This window comes from Roseivirga sp., from assembly GCF_049099775.1.
In the GTDB taxonomy this organism is placed as follows: domain Bacteria; phylum Bacteroidota; class Bacteroidia; order Cytophagales; family Cyclobacteriaceae; genus Roseivirga.
Genome location: NZ_JAGDZM010000001.1, coordinates 369,452 through 388,562, shown reverse-complemented (window position 1 = coordinate 388,562; position 19,111 = coordinate 369,452). Strand labels below are relative to the sequence as shown.

The window sequence follows — 19,111 nt, the reverse complement described above, 5'->3', positions numbered from 1 at the left end:
CATTAAAGAGGGTTTTGTTAGGGAGTGTATTATTTTGTAGTAGCCAGCATTTCTCTACTTTTTATTTCTTTTTTAACTTGTTTGAAATTGGCTTTGGTTACTTTTTCACCAGTGCGCAAATGATGTTCAATGGCGATGAAATAATCGTTGATAAGTTTTTTGAAACTGCCTTTCGCAAAGCCGCCCATAAAGGCTGGTTTGGTCCGGTATTGCATCGTAAAAGTCATTAAGCTAGTACCATTACCCAAGTCATCAACATTATATACCGCTCTAGTATATTCAGGGTTAACCGGAAACCTTCCTGCTTGAGATACTTGGTTTGTAAAAGACATGGTTTCTGGGGAATAGTCTACCATTTTTTCTTGAAGATATTGGGTGTGCTTTTGGTTGAAATAGCAAACACGCTCAGCACCTTCCTCAGCTTTTAAACTGCCATTAATATATTCTGACTCAATAATTTTGGGGTGAGAATAGGCTACTGCTCCGTAGTCTTCTCCGACAATAGCCCAAACTCTTTCAGCTGGAAAAGGAATTACTTTTGATACTTCGAATTTTTGTACCTTTTTTTCTTTTTGCGCTAATGCAGTAGTACCTGCTAGTGTTGTGACTGCCATCATTAAAATTGTTAATAGATTTCTCATGATTCATTTTTTTTAGTTAGAGCAAGAGATCATCTATGTGTTACAACCTTAATTGAGATTTAATAGTGAAATGACACGTTCATCGCTTATAAAATCGTTTAAGAATTCTTTCTTATCGAAGGTGTCATTATAAGGCAGTTGGCTATGAAGCGCCAGAACCTTTTCCTCCATCAAATCGGAAAGGTTTTCGGGGCTATCGCCTATGTAATTCTGAAATGAAGCGTATTCTTCGCGATTGAAGAGTAAGTTCTTACTATCTAAAATTTGATTTTCAACTACTGCAGTCACCTTTTTGTGGCACCGGCAGGGATTAGATTTATTTACTAGGCCGCATTGATTGTTCATAAAGTTGAAGAGATCCTTTTTGGCCCTTGAAAGTCTAACCCTAAAATTACCTTTACTAATACCTAAAATATCAGCACCAACGGTGTGGTCTGCGTTGAATAAAGAGCCTAGAATGTAGACAAGCCGCTGTTCTCTTGTTAAACATAGCAACATGCCCGACATGCATGCCATATTCATTTCGCGTATTTCAACTGCTTTTTCTTCAATTTCTATTAATGTTATTTCTACATCGGGTAAACCAGTGAGTCTTTCTGTAAAAGCATCAAAATCTTCGTTTACAAGGGTTTCGCGTTTTTGCTTCTTCATTTGAAGAAAATGGTTCGTAACAATTCGGTAAAGCCATGTTCTAAACTCAGATTCTCCACGAAATTTAGATAGGTTGGTGATGACTTTTACCATTACCTCCTGCGTTATATCTTGAGCGTCATCAGGCATTTGCACCATTTTCCAGGCGATATTGTAAATGTATGGCTGGTGTTTTTTAAGCAGATTTTCAAGTGCGTTTCTATTGCCTTTTATGGCTTGCTCGATTAAAGATTGGTCGTCCTGATCAGTAGAGTATGCGGTTGTGAAATGATTCATAACAAGTCTGTTTTACTTATGATCAGAAAAAAGGTAATGTGTTACAACATTATTGAAAGTAAATAGAAAAGCCCAACACTTGCTTGTTGGGCTTTTACTTTTGATTCTTATAAAACTATTCTGATTTGAGGCTCTTGATTGGGTTTGCCCGTGCCGCTTTTAGTGTCTGGAATGTTATGGTGATTAAGGCTATTCCCATCAAAAGTGCTACTGGCATGATAAAAAGCTTTGGGGAAATGTAGATCTTAAAGGCAAAGTCCTCTAGCCATGATCGTATTCCGAAATATGTGATGGGTATAGCAATGGCGTTGGATATTAGAATAAGGGTCACATAATTCTTCGAGAATAGGAACGTAATGTTAGTTAGTTTGGCACCCAGAACCTTTCTTATACCTATTTCCTTTGATTTTTGGAGCATTTGGAAGGCAGTTAAGCCAAATAAGCCAAGGCAAGAGGCAACAACCGCGAAAACGGCAAAGCTGTTGAATATCTTACCAAATTCTTGATCGGCTTTGTACTGCTCATTGAAAAAGTCATCTAAAAAATGATATTCAATCGGGTTACCAGGGAAGTTCTCCTCGTAAGAGCCCGTTATTTGACTAATCACTTGCTCGGTGTTTTGCATATTAAGTTTCAATGAAAAATGCCTTTTTGAAGCGTTCGAAAACAGAAAAGCACTTGGGGAGATCTTATTGTGCAAAGACTGCCAGTTATGGTCTTTCATAACTCCTCTAACTGGAATTACTTCACCACTAACTACCATTTTTTTGTTGATGGCTTCCTCAGGAGTACCGAGATTATAGGCTTTAACGGTGGCTTCATTGATAATCAGGCCATTTGCTATGCTTATATCCTCGGCTTGTCTAATTGGATCTGAAAAGTCTCGCCCAGATATCATTTCAATTTCGTACGTAGGAATGAAGTCTGAGTCAATCCATGTAATGCTAATTCGTTTTCGGGTGGACTTATCATCTCCATCTTTATACATTTCTGTTCCCCAGTTATAACCTGCTCCAGGAATACTCCTAGAAGTGGCAAACTGCTCCACTGATGCGATCGCTTTGGTTTCGTTTCTAAACTTTTCAAAGCTGGTATAGGCTATGTCCGTTTGAGGTCCATTGACTACGAGAATTCTATCCTTTTCAAAGCCTGTAGATTGGTTTCTCATGAATTTTAGCTGTTCGGTCACAGCATAAGTACCCGCGATCATCAAAGTGGATATTACAAATTGGAAAACGACTAATATTTTTCTCAGAGGGACTTTTCCTGAACTAAGCGTTTTATTGCCTTTTAGTGAATCCGTTGTTTTGAAGGCTGACATCACGAAGGCAGGATAAATACCGGCCAATAGAGGTCCGATGAATATCATACTGCCGATAATGGTCAGCGTAACTGGGTTCGACAGGTTAAGGTTAAAGTCGTGCCCAATGATTAAGCCCATTTTTGGTAATAAGCCATAAGCAATACCAATCGCCAAAATAGTGGCCAATAGATTTATCCAGAAGGATTCGGTTAAGAACTGAACAACAATTTGTCCTTTAACCGCACCCATTGCCTTTTTCACACCAACCTCGCGGCTTCTTTCTGCCGCTTTAGCAGTTGACAGATTAATGAAATTGATCCAGGCAATTACAAGAATAAAAGATGCGATTAGTATTAGAAAGTAAATAGAGGTCATGGCACCTTCTTGGCCTGTTCTTTCTGACTGAAGGTGGAGCTCTTTGATGGATTGAATGCTGGGAATGCGTTCTTCGCCATTTTGCTCCATTTCTTCTCCCACATATTCTTCCATTAAAGAAGCTATCTTTCCTTCTACTATATCTTCGGTAGTTTGATGTATTAATTGGACGTAAAGCTCAAAGTTGCTCCACCCCCAAGCCGCATCGTCACTTTGGTACTGTGAATCCTTTAATACATTGCTCATAGGCAAAAGCATATCAAAGGCTAGATGTGAGTTCTCGGGAAAATCTTCAAAAACTCCAGCGATCGTAAATGTACCAGATTCACCCCAGTTACCTATTATATTCAAAGTCTTGCCAACTAGAAGGTCGTTAGTATCACCAAAGTATTTCTTCGCCGTCGACTCAGAAATCACAACAGACATTAGGTCATTTAATGCTGTTTTCGGATTACCAGATAAAAAATTGAGTGAGAACATATCAAGGAAGACCGGCTCCACAAAAAGAATGTCATACTCTTGGAATGCGGTTGAGCTAGTCGAGTCAACTAAGGTGCTTACTACGGCACCGTCTGAGTAGGTGTGAAGAAGCGATGCTTTTTCTATTTCGGGTGCCACTTTTCGGATGGCTGGCCCTAAACCGAAACCTACATTTTCGTTTGTGCCTTGATCTACTCCATTTTGATACCGGGTCATGTGCACTCGGTAGAGAGTCTCTGAGTTTTCAAACTGTTTGTCGAAACTTAGCTGAAATGCCACATAATGTGCAATGATCAAACAAGCCGCAATACCTAAGGCTAGGCCACTAATATTTATAAATGAGTAAAGTTTATGCTTTCCGAGATTCCGAAGTGCAATTTTTGAGTTGATGCTGAACATACTGTTGTCAATTTGAGTTTTGAATAAATTTTTGACAGCAAAAGGTCTGAAAAACCTAATGACGTCTATGTAGTAGTAGAACCGAGCCGACCGAGCTCCTCTTTGTTCATATCTTTTGTTGAAATCCTCTTCAATGTCTCCCGAAATATCCTCGTATAAATCTGACTTGCAGTACCACTTTAGGAATCTTTTAGGGAGAAAAGGAGGTGTATGACTTTTCACAACCTTAGTCATGTCTGCCAATTCACTTGAAACACTTGCTCTGGCATAGCATTCCAGAATTGATCACGCTGATCTCTGGTTTCTTGCAGTGTTTTGAGTCCGTAAGCAGTAATGGTAAAGTATTTTTTCCTCTTACCACCGCGGATCTTGGTAGCTTCCCCAAAACTACTTTCTATCAGGCTCTTTTTTTCGAGCCTGTTCAAAGCAGCATGAACGGTACTCAAAGTTACTTTTCTGCCAGTTTTCTCTCTTATCTCATCCTTTATAGCTACACCATACGCTTCAGGATATAAGACCCCAATAGTGAGCATAACTAACTCCTGAAATTCACCCAGATTTGTTCCCTTCATTGAATTAAATTCGTAAATGACGATTTAATATTAATGATTAAATTCGTAAATGACAATAAAATAAGAATTTGAATCTGTTGAGCACGTTTAAATCAGTCTAGGCTAGCACAGTTGGTTCGGGTAAATATTGCTTTAAATTAAGCACGGGTAGCCTGTAAATGAATGACAGGTAGGTCGTATGAAGACTTACCTGTCATGCTGATTGTGTAGCTATTGAGTTCTTAAAGTCTGTGCTGGATTTGATTTAGCAGCCTTCCAAGTTTGGCTTCCAATAGTAAAGAAACCAATTATAAAAATGACGAGCACACCTGAAAAGAGTTCTACCACACCAATGTCAACCCTGTTGGCCATATCGATTAGGATTAGAGAGTCGAATACAAAGTAGGTGACTGGTACGCCTATAAATGCGGCAATACATAGCAACCACATAAAGCTTTTAGCTAATAATTTTACTAAACTACCTTCCGTTGCTCCTAGCACTTTGCGGATACTTATTTCTTTCAACCTAGTTTCTGCCGTATAAACGCTCATGCCCAGTAAACCCATGGCAGCAATGGATATGGTAAGGAGGGCAAGAAAACTCACCACAGTAAAAAGGATACTGAAATCAGCGTAGGCTCGCTCTATTCGTTCTTCATAGAATTGCGCCTCAAAATCATGAACATCATCGACTTCGGTCCATGCTGCTTCAATTTTATCAATAGCTGCAGGTAAGTCGGTAGTATTTACTTTCAGATTCATTATATAGTACTGTTCACTATTGTGTCTGAAGCCAAACGGTTCTATTTCTTCTTGAATTTTTCTATAATGAAAGTCTCTGACCACACCAATAATTCTGAGTTTATTTTCATTTACCTGAACATACTTGTCAATGGCTTCAAGTGGAGTGCCAATGCTGAATCTTTCAAGGGCGCTTTCATTGAGAATAATCTCAGTTTCTTGATCACTTTCTTTGGCTTTACCTGAAAAGTTTACACCAGCTATTAATTCGTGTTTCATAAGCGGTATATAATTTTCGTCTATACCATTATAGTATAAGGTGATTGAGTCCATTGGGTCTTCAAACTTCATGGTTGAACCATAAGTACTACCTGTACTTACTACTAAGGTAGATTTGGCAATTTCTGTAACCTCAGGAATTGTACTGAAAGCATTTTCGAGCATTTCTAAATCGTTATTCTGAACCCGAATGTTCAATACATTTTCGGTATTAAACCCCAGGTCAAAACCAAGCGCATATTTGTATTGCTTATTACCAATTGTTGCAGCTACTATGAATGTAATGGACAATGTGAATTGAACAACGATAAGTGCTTTTCTCATATTTACTTTCGAGAATAGGCGAGTAGAACCAGAATTCTTTAGTGCATTGATAGCGTTGAGTTTTGAAAGAAATAGTGCAGGAAAAGTTCCTGCTATTACACCAACAAGGACTGCGAAAAAGAAGAAATATAGGAAGAGAACGGGTTTAGTCTCTAGTCTGAAAGCGTCAGCAAGTTCCGGCAATAGGTTCTGAAATTGAGGTTTAATCAACTGCATTAAGAAGAATGAAATGATTAGGGCGACTATGGAGATGATCGTCGCTTCTACAATGAACTGCGTAAATATGTGCCCTCTGGTAGCACCTACTACCTTTCTTACACCCACCTCTTTTGACCGTCTAAGTGATCTGGCTATAGATAAGTTTGTATAATTAAAACCAGCTGATAGGATTACAACAAGTGTAAGTCCACCAAAAATATAAATCACTTGAATACCGATAGTTTTACCAATGTTGTTAGACATTTCAGATTCTAAGACAATGTTAGTCATTGGCTGGAGTCGAGTTGTGATTTTAACTCTACTAGCACCTTCGTTTTCTTCATTACTTATGATTTGTAATTTCTGATCTACTTGAGCTGGATCCGTGTTTTCATCTAGTTTTACATAGACATAGTTACTCCAGATATTGCTCCATGCAATCCAATAATCATTGTCTGGAATTTCTTTCTGTTCATTAATGAATGTCGATAGGGAAATGAGCGATTGGAATGTCATGTGAGACTCATGTGGAGGTTTTGCTACAATTCCTGTAATGGTGTAGTTTTCACCTTCTCGAGTTGTTATTATTTCTCCTAAAGGATCCTGACCTGCATAAAGCCGAGTGGCAGTTTCATCTGTAATAACAATTGAATGTGGTTCTGATAATGCAGTTTCAGCATTACCCCTTAAAAGGTTGAAGGAAAAAACCTCGAAGAAACTTTTGTCCGCATACCGGCCGGATACTGGATAAACTCGATCTCCCAGTTGAAAGTCTTTACCATAGTTACTTGCAATTATAACTGACGATTCAATACCTGGAATTTCCTTTTGTGTACGCTGGCCGACTAGAATTGATGTGGAGGCAAAGTCACTTGGGTCTTGTTCTAAGAACTGATGCTTAGTAACGACTCTATGAATTCTATCATAATCTTTATGAAACCTGTCATAGCTGAAGGTCTCTGAAATGATTGAGATAACGAGTAAACATATCGACATGCTTATGGCAAGTCCGACGATATTAATTGCGGAGAATAGTTTGTTGCGAACTATACTCCTGACCGATGTTTTGAAATAGTTTTTAAACATAACGTATTGAGTTAATTGATCTAGTATGACTAGTTTTTTGACCGTGTAAGGCTTAAAGAATTTGAATACATCAATGATGTAGTTGAGGCGCGCCTTACGTACACCTTTCTCTTCAATATTTCTATCAAAGTACTCATGAAGGTCTCCTTGTAAATCTTCTAGTATGTCTGCTCTGCAGTACCATTCTAAAAATTTACGGGCCCAGCGTGGTGGATGAGTACTGTGCTTTTTCATAAAAATTTTAAGTTGAATTCAGGAACAAGGCTCCATAATTGATCGCGTTGCTCTTTCACTTTTGTTAAAGCCACTTTACCTGCATGACTAATGGTGAAGAATCGTTTTCGCCGACCACCCCTCGCTTTTGTGGGTTCTCCTAGATGGGATTTCACGTATCCTTTCTTCTCCAGCCGATTTAATACTGCATGGACCACACTCAGTTTTACTTTCCTTTCGGTAACTCTTTCAATTTCATCGCAAATAGCTACGCTATAGGCTTCACTTAAAAGTGCAGCTATTGTTAGTAAGACGACTTCTTCAAATTCTCCGAGGTTTGTTCCTTTCATAAACTAAAGTTTCTTCTCTATTTGTATAAGTAATAAAGCTAGCGAAAGTGTTTTCTTATACAAAACATGAATAAATAGTGAGAGTTCATTTCGTAGCGTAAGGTTACATGCTTAGAATGATTTGCCAAAGCCTTCAGAACTGAAGCGGGCAATGGCTGTACTCAACCGTCAGATTTTAAACATAAAAAAAGCGTATCACTTAGTTGTAATACGCTCCTTTAAATATTTCAAGACATTTTAGATAGTCATAATGTCAGTTTCTTTTTGATCTAGCAGTTCATCCAGTTTCTTTACGTATTGATCAGTAAGCGTCTGAACTTTTGCTTCTGCACTTTTGATGTTGTCTTCAGAAACCCCTTCGCCTTCTTTGAGTAATTTTCTTAATTCCTCATTGGCATCTTTTCTAGAATTTCTTACCCCAACCTTACCGTTTTCAGTAACTGATTTAGATTGTTTTACTAATTGGGTTCTTCTTTCCTCAGTTAATTGAGGTACGCTAATGATGATGTTTTCACCATCACTTTGCGGGTTAAAGCCCAGATCGCTATTCATAATAGCACGTTCTACGTTGGTTAATACTGATTTTTCCCAAGGCTTGATGAAAATAGTTCTTGCATCGGGTGTCGATATTGAGGCTACTTGGTTAATTGGGGTAGGGGTGCCATAATACTCTACCATAATGCCATCTAGCATACTCGGCATTGCTTTACCTGCCCGAATTTTACCTAATTCAGATTTACTATGTGCAACAGCCTTCTCCATCATTTCTTTAGCTGTCTCAAGATAAATTTCAATTTCTTCCATAAGAATTAGCTTATAAGTGTTCCAACTTTTTCTTTGCCAAGAACCAGTTTTTCCAAGTTACCTTTCTTGTTCATATCAAATACAATGATAGGAACATTGTTTTCCTGACAAAGCGTAAATGCTGTCATGTCCATAATATTGTATCCTTTACTAATGACTTCTTTGAAGCTTAGATTTTCAAATCTTGTGGCATCTGGGTTTTTCTCAGGATCTTCAGTATAAACACCATCTACACGGGTTCCTTTTAATACTACATCCGATTCAATTTCAATAGCGCGTAAACTAGCAGTAGAATCTGTGGTGAAATAAGGATTACCGATTCCGGCTCCAAAAATTACAATTCTGCCTTTTTCTAAATGGCGAACTGCTCTTCTTCGTATAAAAGGCTCGCAAACGGCTTCCATCTTAATACCCGACATAAGCCTTGTGTACATACCATGTTTTTCAAGTGTGCTTTGAATCGCCATAGCGTTGATTACAGTGGCAAGCATGCCCATATAGTCACCTTGCACTCTATCTATACCTGAAGCTTCGGCCTGAACGCCTCTATATATATTACCGCCTCCTATAACAATGGCTACTTCAACGCCTTCTTCATGAATTTTCTTTATATCCAATGCGTATTGTTCCAAGCGACCTGGATCAATTCCATAGTTTTGTTCGCCCATTAAGGCTTCACCACTCAGTTTTAAGAGAACTCTTTTGTAACTCATGTTATCTTTTAAAATTTTATCAATACTTGACCCTTTTCTACACTATTTCCTTTGCTGATCTCAATGCTTTGTACAACACCATCCCCCTGAGCTTTCAATACATTTTCCATTTTCATGGCTTCGAGTATGACCAGTTGGTCTCCCTTTTTTACTTCCTGTCCTATTTCAACAAGAATTTGAAAAATCAAACCTGGCATTGGCGCTTTAAGATCATTGACAACAGTGGTGTTTAGATTGTCAATCCCCATTTTAGCTAATAGTAAATCCATCTTGTCTTTAAGTTCAATCTCGAAAACAGATTTATTCACTTTTATAGTTGCCGACTTTGTTTGGTAATCAATAGATAGCACCTCAGCGCGAAAGCTTTGGTTGTCTTTTATAATAAGGTATGTGCTGTTATTCTTTTTGTTTAATGACCAGTTGAATGGATGGCCATTACAGATGAGTTGATCCCCGTTAAATTCTAGAGAAATCTTTTCCTCGTTACTAGATTGCGTTTGAAACATTGAATAAACTTTTATCGCTTAAAACGATGTGGAGGAAGACGCTTGAGTACCAACAGCGAAATCACGCAAATATATATAACTATTTTGAATCAGTAGGTGCAGATTAGCTGCAAGTTTTAGATGATTACTATGGGGAAGTATATTTTCCATAAATCGGCCTGCAAGCCCGTTTTAGGCTTGTTTTTAAGCATAAAGAAAAAGCTTCATCTTTTTATTGCAATTATTTGAATAAAATAAAAAAGGGTCTAATTTTGCAGTCCCTTTCCCAGAAAGGGTTTTTTATGCGTTCATTCACGTTCTGAAAATCAAAGGGGGGATACCAAAGCGGCCAACTGGGACGGACTGTAAATCCGTTGTCTTATGACTTCGCAGGTTCGAATCCTGCTCCCCCCACAATGACTTATTTGTTATACAAAGAAAGTCAGTCACTTAGCCAATTTTAAATGAAAATTTAAAGAGGTTAAGAGAAAAAGCGGGTGTAGCTCAGTTGGTAGAGCGACAGCCTTCCAAGCTGTAGGTCGCCGGTTCGAACCTGGTCACCCGCTCATATACTTTGAGTTCCGCGTAGATGTTTTGCGATAGTAAGTTTATAAGACTTTCAATCGGGAACTTAAAAGCTGAAAAGCCGATGTAGCTCAGGGGTAGAGTGCTTCCTTGGTAAGGAAGAGGTCACGAGTTCAAATCTCGTCATTGGCTCTAAAGAAATTAAGGGTGAAAAATTCACTCTCAATGCAGATTTTTAATTTATAAATTGAATATTAACTAATTTTCAAACATGGCTAAAGAAACCTTTGACCGTTCAAAGCCGCACGTTAATATTGGTACTATCGGTCACGTTGACCACGGTAAGACCACATTAACAGCTGCGATTACAAAAGTTCTAGCAGACGCAGGTCTTGCTGAAAACAGAGACTTTTCTTCAATTGACAATGCTCCTGAAGAAAAAGAAAGAGGTATTACTATTAATACTTCTCACGTAGAGTATACAACAGAAAATAGACACTATGCACACGTTGACTGTCCAGGTCACGCCGATTATGTGAAAAACATGGTTACTGGTGCTGCGCAAATGGATGGTGCTATTCTTGTAGTTGCTGCTACTGATGGACCAATGCCTCAAACAAGAGAGCATATCCTATTGGCACGTCAGGTAGGTGTTCCTGCTTTGGTTGTGTTCATGAATAAAGTTGACTTGGTTGACGATGAAGAGCTTTTGGAGCTTGTTGAAATGGAAGTAAGAGAATTACTTTCTTTCTACGAATTCCCAGGTGACGATATTCCTGTAATCCAAGGATCTGCTTTAGGTGGATTGAATGGTGACGGAAAATGGGTGCCAAAAATTCTTGAATTAATGGCTGCTGTGGATGATTACATTCCACTTCCTGAGCGTTTAACTGACAAAGATTTCTTAATGCCTGTAGAGGACGTATTCTCGATCACTGGTCGTGGTACTGTTGCTACTGGTAGAATTGAAAGAGGTGTTATTAACTCTGGAGATCCTGTTGATATTATCGGTATGGGTGCAGAAGACATGAAGTCTACTATTACTGGTGTTGAGATGTTCCGTAAGATATTAGATAGAGGTGAAGCTGGTGACAACGTAGGTTTGTTGCTTAGAGGTATCGAGAAAGCTGATATTAAAAGAGGAATGATTATCTGTAAGCCTGGTTCTGTTAAGCCACATGCTCACTTCAAAGCTGAAGTTTATGTGCTTTCAAAAGAAGAAGGTGGACGTCATACTCCATTCTTTAACAAGTACCGTCCTCAGTTCTACTTAAGAACAACTGACGTTACTGGTGAAATCAGACTTCCTGCTGACATCGAAATGGTAATGCCTGGTGATAACGTAACTATTGAAGTAGAACTTCATAGCCCAGTTGCGCTTGAAAACGGACTTAGATTCGCAATCAGAGAAGGTGGTAGAACTGTAGGTGCAGGTCAGGTGACTGAAATCCTTGACTAGTCCTTCTATCTAAATAGATTTTTATTATAAACGCGTTTTCGATTTTTTCGGAAACGCGTTTGTTTCGTTATTATAAATTTTCTACATTTGCAGCCCGTTTCGGGCTTCTGTCGCGTTTGCAGTACTTTTTCTACTCATAAAAACCTTCAGAAGAGCGACTTGTAAGTAGTTGATATTCAATTGTTTGCATGGTTTTGGGGCAAATGGAGTTTAATACGGGTGTAGCTCAGTTGGTAGAGCAGTGGTCTCCAAAACCAAAGGTCGTGAGTTCGAATCTTACCACCCGTGCAAAATAAAAGGAGTAAAACCGATGAGTAAATTAAAGTCCTTTATTACTGCTTCTTATGATGAGATGAGGCATAAGGTAAGCTGGCCTAAGTATTCTGATCTTCAGAGTAGTTCAGTGTTAGTGTTGGTCGCCTCGTTAATCTTCGCACTTTTTATAGGTGTGATAGATTTGGGTTTCGATAAAGTGATGGATTTGTTTTACAATCTATAAGAAACAATCAATAGAATGTCAGAACTAAGTTGGTACATGGTTAGAGCCGTATCTGGCCAGGAAAGAAAAGCGAAAGATTATCTTGATAACGAGATTGATCGTGAAAATTTTTCAGAACAGATTCCCCAAGTGATGATCCCATCAGAGAAAGTCTATGAGATCAGAAATGGGAAAAAGAAATCTCGTGATAGAAATATGTTTCCTGGTTATATCATGGTACAAGCCGATATATCTAATGGTGAAGTCATTCACATGATTAAAAATATCCCTGGAATCATAGGGTTCTTAGGTCAAAAGGCTGGCCAGGCTTCCACTCCGCCAGTCCCATTACGTCAAGCAGAAGTCGACCGTATCTTAGGTAAGGTTGAAGAGATTGATGATTTTGACGAGCAACTAGATTCCCCATTTATAGTAGGAGAGACCTTGAAAGTAATGGATGGTCCTTTTAGTGGATTTACGGGAGTAATTGAGGAGGTATTTGAGGAACGAAGAAAACTTAATGTTATGGTTAAGATCTTTGGCCGAAATACTCCGGTTGAATTAAGTTACATGCAAGTAGAAAAACAAGATTAAGATGGCTAAAGAAATAGCTGGTTATCTGAAGTTGCAAGTCAAGGGAGGCCAAGCCAACCCTTCTCCGCCGGTAGGTCCTGCACTTGGTGCAAAAGGACTTAACATCATGGAGTTTTGTAAACAATTCAACGGACGTACTCAAGATAAGATGGGACAGGTTATACCTGTTGTTATCACAATCTTTGGTGATAAGTCTTTTGAATTTGTAATCAAAACACCTCCAGCACCGGTAATGCTGCTAGAAGCTTCTAAACAAAAGAAGGGTTCTGATGAGCCTAACAGAGTTAAAGTGGGTAGTGTTACATGGGATCAGGTAAAAGAGATCGCTGAGGTTAAGATGCCGGATTTAAATGCTTTTACAATAGAATCTGCTATGAAAATGATAGCGGGTACTGCGAGAAGTATGGGGTTAAGGGTGACAGGTAAGGCACCTTGGAATAACTAAAGATTTGTACAAATGGCAAAATTGACAAAAAAGCAAAAAATAGCTTTTAGTAAATATGATCCAGCCAAGCAATACGCATTAAATGAAGCTGCAGGAATTGTTAAGGAAATTAACAATGCCTCTTATGATGCTTCAGTTGATATAGACGTACGTTTAGGAGTGGATCCTCGTAAGGCCGACCAGATGGTGAGAGGTGTAGTTGCACTTCCTCATGGAACTGGTAAACAAGTAACAGTGCTTGTGCTTTGTACTCCTGATAAGGAGCAAGAAGCTAAAGATGCTGGTGCAGACCACGTTGGGTTGGACGACTACATTTCAAAAATTGAAGGTGGTTGGACTGACATTGATGTGATCATCACTATGCCTACTGTTATGGCCAAAGTTGGTCGCTTAGGTAGAGTATTAGGACCGAGAGGTCTTATGCCAAACCCAAAAGCGGGTACTGTTACGCTTGATGTTGCGAAAGCAGTTCAAGATGTAAAAGGTGGTAAAATCGACTTTAAAGTAGATAAAGCTGGTATCATTCATACAAGTATTGGAAAGTCTTCTTTCTCTCCGGAGAAAATTGCTGAAAATGCTAGAGAGGTACTACAGACAATCTCTAAACTGAAACCTGCATCGTCGAAAGGTACTTATTTTAAAAGTGTCAATATTTCGACTACGCAAAGCCCAGGAGTTAAAGTAGATACAAACTCAATTTCCGGACTATAATTATGAATAGAGCAGAAAAAGCAATACTAATCGAAGAGTTGGTAGAGAAGTTTTCACAAAACGACAACTTCTATATAACTGATGCTTCCGGAATGACGGTAGCTGAAACCAACATGTTGAGAGGTTTGTGCTTCGAGAATGGAATCGAGTACAAAGTGGTAAAAAACACTATGGTGCAAAAGGCTTTGGCGCAGTTAGATACTGACTACGTTCCTTTTGACGAGAGTGTATTGAGAGGTTTTACAGGCGTTATGTTCTCTGGTGAGAACGCTAACTCACCTGCAAAATTGATCAAGGAATTTAGAAAAAAATCAGGCATGGAATCTCCATTGTTTAAGGGCGCGTCTATTGACACGGATCTTTTCATAGGAGAGGAAAATTTAGATATGCTAAGTAAGCTTAAGTCTAAGGCTGAGCTAATTGGCGAAGTAATTACTATACTTCAATCTCCTGCTAAGAATGTTATCTCTGGTCTTCAAGGCTCTGGTAATAAACTTTCAGGAATCCTTAAGACGTTGTCTGAACGTGAAAATTAATAACAAACAAGATTTACAAAACTTTATAACAAATAATTAAAATGGCAGACTTGAAAGAATTCGCAGAGCAGTTAGTGAACTTAACTGTGAAAGAAGTTAACGAACTTGCTGATATCCTTAAAGACGAATACGGAATCGAACCTGCAGCTGCTGCTGTAGCTGTTGCTGGCCCTGCTGCTGGTGGTGGAGACGAAGGTGGAGCTGAAGAAAAATCAGAATTCGACGTTGTATTAACTGCTGCTGGTGGTGCAAAACTACAGGTAGTTAAACTAGTGAAAGAATTAACTGGTTTAGGATTAAAAGAAGCAAAAGAGATCGTAGACAGTGCTCCTAAAGCTGTAAAAGAAGGAGTTGCTAAAGACGAAGCTGAAGCACTTAAGAAGCAGCTTGAAGAAGCTGGAGCTGAAGTAGAGCTTAAGTAATTTGATTGGCCATTGTATAATGGCTTTGGAATAGACCCTGATCTTCCGAGATCACGGGTCTTTTCCTGTTTGTATACATTTTAGGGAATTGTCCCTTACCAGCATCCTAGTGGATGCGACTATAATTATTTGATAACAAAAAAATTAAGGCCTTGGCTATTCTAGCAAATCAATCAAAAAGAATAAACTTCTCTTCGATTAAATCAATATTAGATTATCCTGATTTCCTTGATGTTCAGGTTAAGTCGTTTGAAGACTTCTTCCAATTAGAAACACCAGCGGATAAAAGAACTCAGGATGGTTTGTTCAAGGTTTTCTCTGAGAACTTTCCGATTTCGGATTCGAGAGAGAATTTCGTTCTTGAATTCGTAGATTATTTGGTTGACCCACCAAAATACGACGTTGCAGAATGTATCGATCGTGGTTTGACTTACTCTGTGCCGCTAAAAGCGAAACTTCGTTTGACTTGTAATGATGAGGATAATGAAGATTTCGAAACGATTGAGCAAGAAGTATTCTTAGGTAACATTCCTTACATGACCATTAAAGGTTCATTTGTAATTAATGGTGCTGAAAGAGTAATCGTTTCTCAATTACACAGATCTCCAGGTGTATTCTTTGCGCAAAGCAAGCACACCAATGGAACCCCTTTATATTCAGCCAGAATTATTCCTTTTAAAGGATCATGGATTGAATTTGCTACAGATGTAAACAGCGTAATGTATGCTTACATCGATAGAAAGAAAAAATTCCCCGTTACTACGCTTTTAAGAGCTATTGGTTACGGTACAGATAAAGATATTCTAGACCTTTTTGGCCTTTCTGAAGAGATAGGTGCTAAAAAAGCAGCGTTGAAAAAGGCTATTGGCCGTAAACTAGCTGCGAGAGTTCTAAGAACTTGGGTTGAAGATTTCGTAGATGAAGATACAGGAGAAGTTGTATCTATTCATAGAAATGAAGTGTTGTTAGAAAGAGATTCAGTTCTTTCTGAAGAGCATGTTGATATGATTATGGAAGCTGATGTTGAGTCAGTTATTCTTCATAGAGAAGATATCAACATTGCAGACTACACTATAATATACAATACCCTTTCAAAGGATAACTCAAACTCTGAAAAAGAAGCAGTAGAGCAAATCTATCGTCAGTTAAGAAATACTGATGCACCGGATGAGCAAACAGCTCGTGACATTATTCAGTCACTTTTCTTCTCAGACAAGAGATATAACTTAGGTGAAGTAGGGCGATATAGAATTAATAAGAAGCTAGACCTTCAGATTGATTCCGAGAAGCTTGTTTTAACTACTGAAGATATAATCTCAATTGTGAAGTACTTGATCGGTTTGATCAACTCAAAAGCAATTGTTGATGATATTGATCACTTATCTAACAGAAGGGTAAGAACAGTTGGTGAGCAGTTATATGCTCAGTTTGGTGTTGGTTTAGCGCGTATGGCTAGAACCATCAAAGAAAGAATGAACGTGCGTGACAATGAAGACTTTAAACCAGTCGATTTGATTAATGCAAGAACGCTTTCTTCAGTAATCAACTCATTCTTCGGAACAAACCAGCTTTCTCAGTTTATGGATCAAACGAATCCATTGGCAGAGATTACGCACAAAAGAAGAATGTCTGCATTAGGGCCAGGTGGTCTTTCAAGAGAAAGAGCAGGTTTCGAGGTACGAGATGTTCACTATACTCACTATGGTCGTCTTTGTACAATTGAAACACCAGAAGGTCCAAACATTGGATTGATTTCATCTCTATGTGTTCATGCTAAAGTCAATAGCATGGGATTCATTGAGACCCCATATCGAAAAGTAAACAGCGGTAAAGTAAATATGTCAGATGACATTATTTACCTAACTGCCGAAGAAGAAGATACGCATAACATTGCTCAGGCAAATGCACCTGTACAGGAGAGCGGAGTTTTCGTAAATGAGAAAGTTAAAGCGAGATACGAAGGTGACTTCCCAGTAGTAGAGCCGAAAGAGCTTACTTACATGGATGTTGCACCGAACCAAATTGTATCTGTTGCGGCCTCTTTAATTCCATTCTTAGAGCATGATGATGCAAACCGTGCCCTGATGGGATCGAACATGCAACGTCAAGCAGTTCCATTGTTAAAACCGGAAGCACCAATTGTTGGTACAGGTTTAGAGGCAAGAGCTGCACGTGACTCTAGAATGTTAGTAATTGCTGAAGAAGCGGGTACTGTACATTTTGTAGATGCTACTAAAATTATAATTAAGTACAACCAGAGCAAAGAAGATGAGTTAATCAACTTTGATACTGAGTACAAAACTTACGATCTCATTAAATTTAGAAGAACTAACCAAGACACTACGGTTAACTTGAAACCAATCGTTCTTAAAGGCGAGAAAGTAGAGAAAAACCAAGTGCTTTGTGAAGGTTATTCTACCCAAAACGGTGAGTTAGCACTAGGTAAGAACCTAATGGTAGCTTACATGCCTTGGCAAGGGTATAACTTTGAAGATGCAATTGTTATCTCTGAAAGAGTAGTAAGAGATGATGTTTATACGTCAATTCACATTGATGAATACGAACTTGAAGTTAGAGACACTAAAAGAGGTCAAGAAGAATTAACTTCTGAGATTCCTAACGTAAGTGAGGAAGCAGTGAAAAACCTTGATGAACATGGTGTCATCAGAGTAGGAGCTGAAATCAAAGAAGGTGATATTCTAATTGGTAAAATCACCCCAAAAGGTGAGACTGATCCTACACCAGAAGAGAAACTCTTAAGAGCTATTTTCGGAGATAAAGCAGGTGATGTTAAAGATGCTTCATTAAAAGCTTCTCCTTCATTAAGAGGTGTGGTTATCGATACAAAACTTTTCTCTCGTCCTAAAAAGGACAAAGACCTTAGAGCAAAATCTAAGAAAGAAGTTGAAGTATTGAAGGCACAATACAGCAAGGACTTACTTGAAGTAAGAACTCAAATTATTGAAAAATTTGTATCATTATTAGAAGGCAAAACTTGTAGTGGTGTAACACACAAATTTGGAGATGAAGTAATTTCTAAAGGCGTAAAGTTTAATAAAAACAATATCTCTAATAATCTATTCCCTGAAAAGAATATCTACAGAGATGAAAGTAACTATAGCGTACAAGAAGAAGTAAACTTGGTTTCTGACCTTAACCTTGATGGTTGGACAGAAGACGATAAAGTTAATAACCTTGTTGTTAGAATAGTTAAGAACTATAACCTGAAGCGTAATGCCATTACTGGAGAATTCAAGCGTAGAAGATTTACGATTGAAGTAGGTGATGAATTACCAACAGGTATTGTACAGCTTGCAAAAGTATACGTTGCTAAGAAACGTAAACTTAAAGTAGGTGATAAAATGGCCGGTCGTCACGGTAACAAAGGTGTTGTAGCAAGAATCGTTAGAGAGGAAGATATGCCTTTCTTAGATGACGGAACACCAATGGATATCGTATTGAACCCACTAGGTGTACCATCAAGGATGAACATCGGACAGATTTACGAAACTGTTTTAGCGTGGGCAGGTCTTAAACTAGGTAAAACATACGCGACTCCAATTTTTGATGGAGCAAGTATGGAAGAAGTGGAAACTGAATTAACAGCAGCCGGTCTTCCAAGCGCAGGACGTGAATACCTAAATGATGGTCTAAGTGGACAAAGATTTGATCAGCCAGTAACTGTAGGTATAGCTTACATGCTGAAGTTAGGTCACTTAGTAGATGATAAGATGCATGCAAGGTCTATTGGACCTTACTCATTGATTACGCAGCAACCGCTTGGTGGTAAAGCACAATTCGGTGGTCAGAGATTTGGAGAAATGGAAGTATGGGCACTTGAAGCATTTGGTGCTTCGCACGTACTGCAAGAAATCCTGACTGTAAAATCAGATGATGTAATTGGTAGGGCGAAAGCATACGAAGCGATTGTTAAGGGAGACTCTATTCCTAAGCCTAATATTCCAGAATCATTTAATGTACTGGTACATGAGCTTAGAGGACTAGCACTTGAAATCACTTTAGACTAATTACAATTTGGGTTTGGTTTAGGCCACAATTAAGAATTAAAAAA

General features: G+C 38.6%; 17 protein-coding genes and 4 tRNA genes. 12 read left to right on the top strand and 9 right to left on the bottom strand.

Features of this window, described 5'->3' with window-relative positions:
* Nucleotides 1-29: 29 nt before the first annotated feature.
* From JXQ92_RS01930 to JXQ92_RS01890, 9 genes are all read right to left on the bottom strand, one after another.
* A complete protein-coding gene (locus tag JXQ92_RS01930; RefSeq protein WP_421984885.1) occupies nucleotides 30-641 on the bottom strand; it encodes an SRPBCC family protein in 612 nt (203 codons plus the stop codon).
* Between the two features lie 48 nt (nucleotides 642-689).
* The gene (locus tag JXQ92_RS01925) at nucleotides 690-1,568 is read right to left on the bottom strand and encodes an RNA polymerase sigma factor (protein ID WP_421984884.1); all 879 of its coding nucleotides are present in this window, start codon (nucleotides 1,566-1,568) and stop codon (nucleotides 690-692) included.
* Nucleotides 1,569-1,683: 115 nt separating this feature from the next.
* Nucleotides 1,684-4,359, bottom strand: a complete 2,676-nt coding sequence (locus tag JXQ92_RS01920) for an ABC transporter permease (RefSeq protein ID WP_421984883.1) — start codon at nucleotides 4,357-4,359, stop codon at nucleotides 1,684-1,686.
* Nucleotides 4,356-4,697: a PadR family transcriptional regulator gene (locus JXQ92_RS01915; RefSeq protein WP_421984882.1), complete on the bottom strand. Its 342-nt coding sequence runs from the start codon at nucleotides 4,695-4,697 to the stop codon at nucleotides 4,356-4,358. The genes JXQ92_RS01920 and JXQ92_RS01915 overlap by 4 nt, the downstream gene beginning before the upstream one ends.
* A gap of 210 nt (nucleotides 4,698-4,907) precedes the next feature.
* Nucleotides 4,908-7,538 carry an ABC transporter permease gene (locus JXQ92_RS01910; protein ID WP_421984881.1) on the bottom strand — a complete coding sequence of 877 codons (2,631 nt, stop codon included), beginning with the start codon at nucleotides 7,536-7,538 and terminating at the stop codon, nucleotides 4,908-4,910.
* Complete coding sequence (locus tag JXQ92_RS01905; RefSeq protein ID WP_421984880.1) at nucleotides 7,535-7,867, bottom strand: PadR family transcriptional regulator; 333 nt, start codon at nucleotides 7,865-7,867, stop codon at nucleotides 7,535-7,537. The genes JXQ92_RS01910 and JXQ92_RS01905 overlap by 4 nt, the downstream gene beginning before the upstream one ends.
* A 237-nt stretch (nucleotides 7,868-8,104) precedes the next feature.
* The gene (frr, locus tag JXQ92_RS01900) at nucleotides 8,105-8,671 is read right to left on the bottom strand and encodes a ribosome recycling factor (protein WP_421984879.1); all 567 of its coding nucleotides are present in this window, start codon (nucleotides 8,669-8,671) and stop codon (nucleotides 8,105-8,107) included.
* Between the two features lie 5 nt (nucleotides 8,672-8,676).
* On the bottom strand, nucleotides 8,677-9,384 hold the full coding sequence (pyrH, locus tag JXQ92_RS01895) for a UMP kinase (RefSeq protein WP_421984878.1): 708 nt from the start codon (nucleotides 9,382-9,384) through the stop codon (nucleotides 8,677-8,679).
* Nucleotides 9,385-9,392: 8 nt separating this feature from the next.
* Nucleotides 9,393-9,890 carry an acetyl-CoA carboxylase biotin carboxyl carrier protein subunit gene (locus JXQ92_RS01890; protein WP_421984877.1) on the bottom strand — a complete coding sequence of 166 codons (498 nt, stop codon included), beginning with the start codon at nucleotides 9,888-9,890 and terminating at the stop codon, nucleotides 9,393-9,395.
* A 310-nt stretch (nucleotides 9,891-10,200) separates the two neighbouring features.
* Between JXQ92_RS01890 and JXQ92_RS01885 the strand changes: the two genes are divergently transcribed.
* The 12 genes from JXQ92_RS01885 to rpoB all read left to right on the top strand — a co-directional run bounded on the left by JXQ92_RS01885 (nucleotide 10,201) and on the right by rpoB (nucleotide 19,067).
* Nucleotides 10,201-10,283, top strand: a tRNA-Tyr gene (locus JXQ92_RS01885).
* A 79-nt stretch (nucleotides 10,284-10,362) separates the two neighbouring features.
* Nucleotides 10,363-10,435: transfer RNA gene (locus JXQ92_RS01880), tRNA-Gly, on the top strand.
* A 79-nt stretch (nucleotides 10,436-10,514) separates the two neighbouring features.
* Nucleotides 10,515-10,586, top strand: a tRNA-Thr gene (locus JXQ92_RS01875).
* Nucleotides 10,587-10,665: 79 nt separating this feature from the next.
* Complete coding sequence (gene tuf, locus JXQ92_RS01870) at nucleotides 10,666-11,853, top strand: elongation factor Tu (protein WP_421984876.1); 1,188 nt, start codon at nucleotides 10,666-10,668, stop codon at nucleotides 11,851-11,853.
* A 215-nt stretch (nucleotides 11,854-12,068) separates the two neighbouring features.
* A tRNA-Trp gene (locus JXQ92_RS01865) sits at nucleotides 12,069-12,141 on the top strand.
* Between the two features lie 22 nt (nucleotides 12,142-12,163).
* Nucleotides 12,164-12,352: a preprotein translocase subunit SecE gene (gene secE, locus JXQ92_RS01860; RefSeq protein ID WP_421984875.1), complete on the top strand. Its 189-nt coding sequence runs from the start codon at nucleotides 12,164-12,166 to the stop codon at nucleotides 12,350-12,352.
* 15 nt (nucleotides 12,353-12,367) lie between these two features.
* On the top strand, nucleotides 12,368-12,925 hold the full coding sequence (gene nusG, locus JXQ92_RS01855) for a transcription termination/antitermination protein NusG (RefSeq protein WP_421984874.1): 558 nt from the start codon (nucleotides 12,368-12,370) through the stop codon (nucleotides 12,923-12,925).
* 1 nt (nucleotide 12,926) lies between these two features.
* Complete coding sequence (gene rplK, locus JXQ92_RS01850; RefSeq protein WP_069835025.1) at nucleotides 12,927-13,370, top strand: 50S ribosomal protein L11; 444 nt, start codon at nucleotides 12,927-12,929, stop codon at nucleotides 13,368-13,370.
* A 12-nt stretch (nucleotides 13,371-13,382) separates the two neighbouring features.
* Entirely contained in the window at nucleotides 13,383-14,081 is a 699-nt protein-coding gene (rplA, locus tag JXQ92_RS01845; RefSeq protein WP_421984873.1) for a 50S ribosomal protein L1, read from the top strand.
* 2 nt (nucleotides 14,082-14,083) lie between these two features.
* The gene (gene rplJ / locus JXQ92_RS01840; protein ID WP_421984872.1) at nucleotides 14,084-14,617 is read left to right on the top strand and encodes a 50S ribosomal protein L10; all 534 of its coding nucleotides are present in this window, start codon (nucleotides 14,084-14,086) and stop codon (nucleotides 14,615-14,617) included.
* Between the two features lie 41 nt (nucleotides 14,618-14,658).
* Entirely contained in the window at nucleotides 14,659-15,039 is a 381-nt protein-coding gene (gene rplL, locus JXQ92_RS01835) for a 50S ribosomal protein L7/L12 (protein WP_069835028.1), read from the top strand.
* 158 nt (nucleotides 15,040-15,197) lie between these two features.
* The gene (rpoB, locus tag JXQ92_RS01830) at nucleotides 15,198-19,067 is read left to right on the top strand and encodes a DNA-directed RNA polymerase subunit beta (RefSeq protein ID WP_421984962.1); all 3,870 of its coding nucleotides are present in this window, start codon (nucleotides 15,198-15,200) and stop codon (nucleotides 19,065-19,067) included.
* Nucleotides 19,068-19,111 lie beyond the last annotated feature (44 nt).

Coding starts and splice junctions, on each gene's coding strand:
- JXQ92_RS01930 (WP_421984885.1), bottom strand. CDS start 641: ATGAGAAATCTATTAACAATTTTAATGATGGCAGTCACAACACTAGCA.
- JXQ92_RS01925 (WP_421984884.1), bottom strand. CDS start 1,568: ATGAATCATTTCACAACCGCATACTCTACTGATCAGGACGACCAATCT.
- JXQ92_RS01920 (WP_421984883.1), bottom strand. CDS start 4,359: ATGACTAAGGTTGTGAAAAGTCATACACCTCCTTTTCTCCCTAAAAGA.
- JXQ92_RS01915 (WP_421984882.1), bottom strand. CDS start 4,697: ATGAAGGGAACAAATCTGGGTGAATTTCAGGAGTTAGTTATGCTCACT.
- JXQ92_RS01910 (WP_421984881.1), bottom strand. CDS start 7,538: ATGAAAAAGCACAGTACTCATCCACCACGCTGGGCCCGTAAATTTTTA.
- JXQ92_RS01905 (WP_421984880.1), bottom strand. CDS start 7,867: ATGAAAGGAACAAACCTCGGAGAATTTGAAGAAGTCGTCTTACTAACA.
- frr (WP_421984879.1), bottom strand. CDS start 8,671: ATGGAAGAAATTGAAATTTATCTTGAGACAGCTAAAGAAATGATGGAG.
- pyrH (WP_421984878.1), bottom strand. CDS start 9,384: ATGAGTTACAAAAGAGTTCTCTTAAAACTGAGTGGTGAAGCCTTAATG.
- JXQ92_RS01890 (WP_421984877.1), bottom strand. CDS start 9,890: ATGTTTCAAACGCAATCTAGTAACGAGGAAAAGATTTCTCTAGAATTT.
- tuf (WP_421984876.1), top strand. CDS start 10,666: ATGGCTAAAGAAACCTTTGACCGTTCAAAGCCGCACGTTAATATTGGT.
- secE (WP_421984875.1), top strand. CDS start 12,164: ATGAGTAAATTAAAGTCCTTTATTACTGCTTCTTATGATGAGATGAGG.
- nusG (WP_421984874.1), top strand. CDS start 12,368: ATGTCAGAACTAAGTTGGTACATGGTTAGAGCCGTATCTGGCCAGGAA.
- rplK (WP_069835025.1), top strand. CDS start 12,927: ATGGCTAAAGAAATAGCTGGTTATCTGAAGTTGCAAGTCAAGGGAGGC.
- rplA (WP_421984873.1), top strand. CDS start 13,383: ATGGCAAAATTGACAAAAAAGCAAAAAATAGCTTTTAGTAAATATGAT.
- rplJ (WP_421984872.1), top strand. CDS start 14,084: ATGAATAGAGCAGAAAAAGCAATACTAATCGAAGAGTTGGTAGAGAAG.
- rplL (WP_069835028.1), top strand. CDS start 14,659: ATGGCAGACTTGAAAGAATTCGCAGAGCAGTTAGTGAACTTAACTGTG.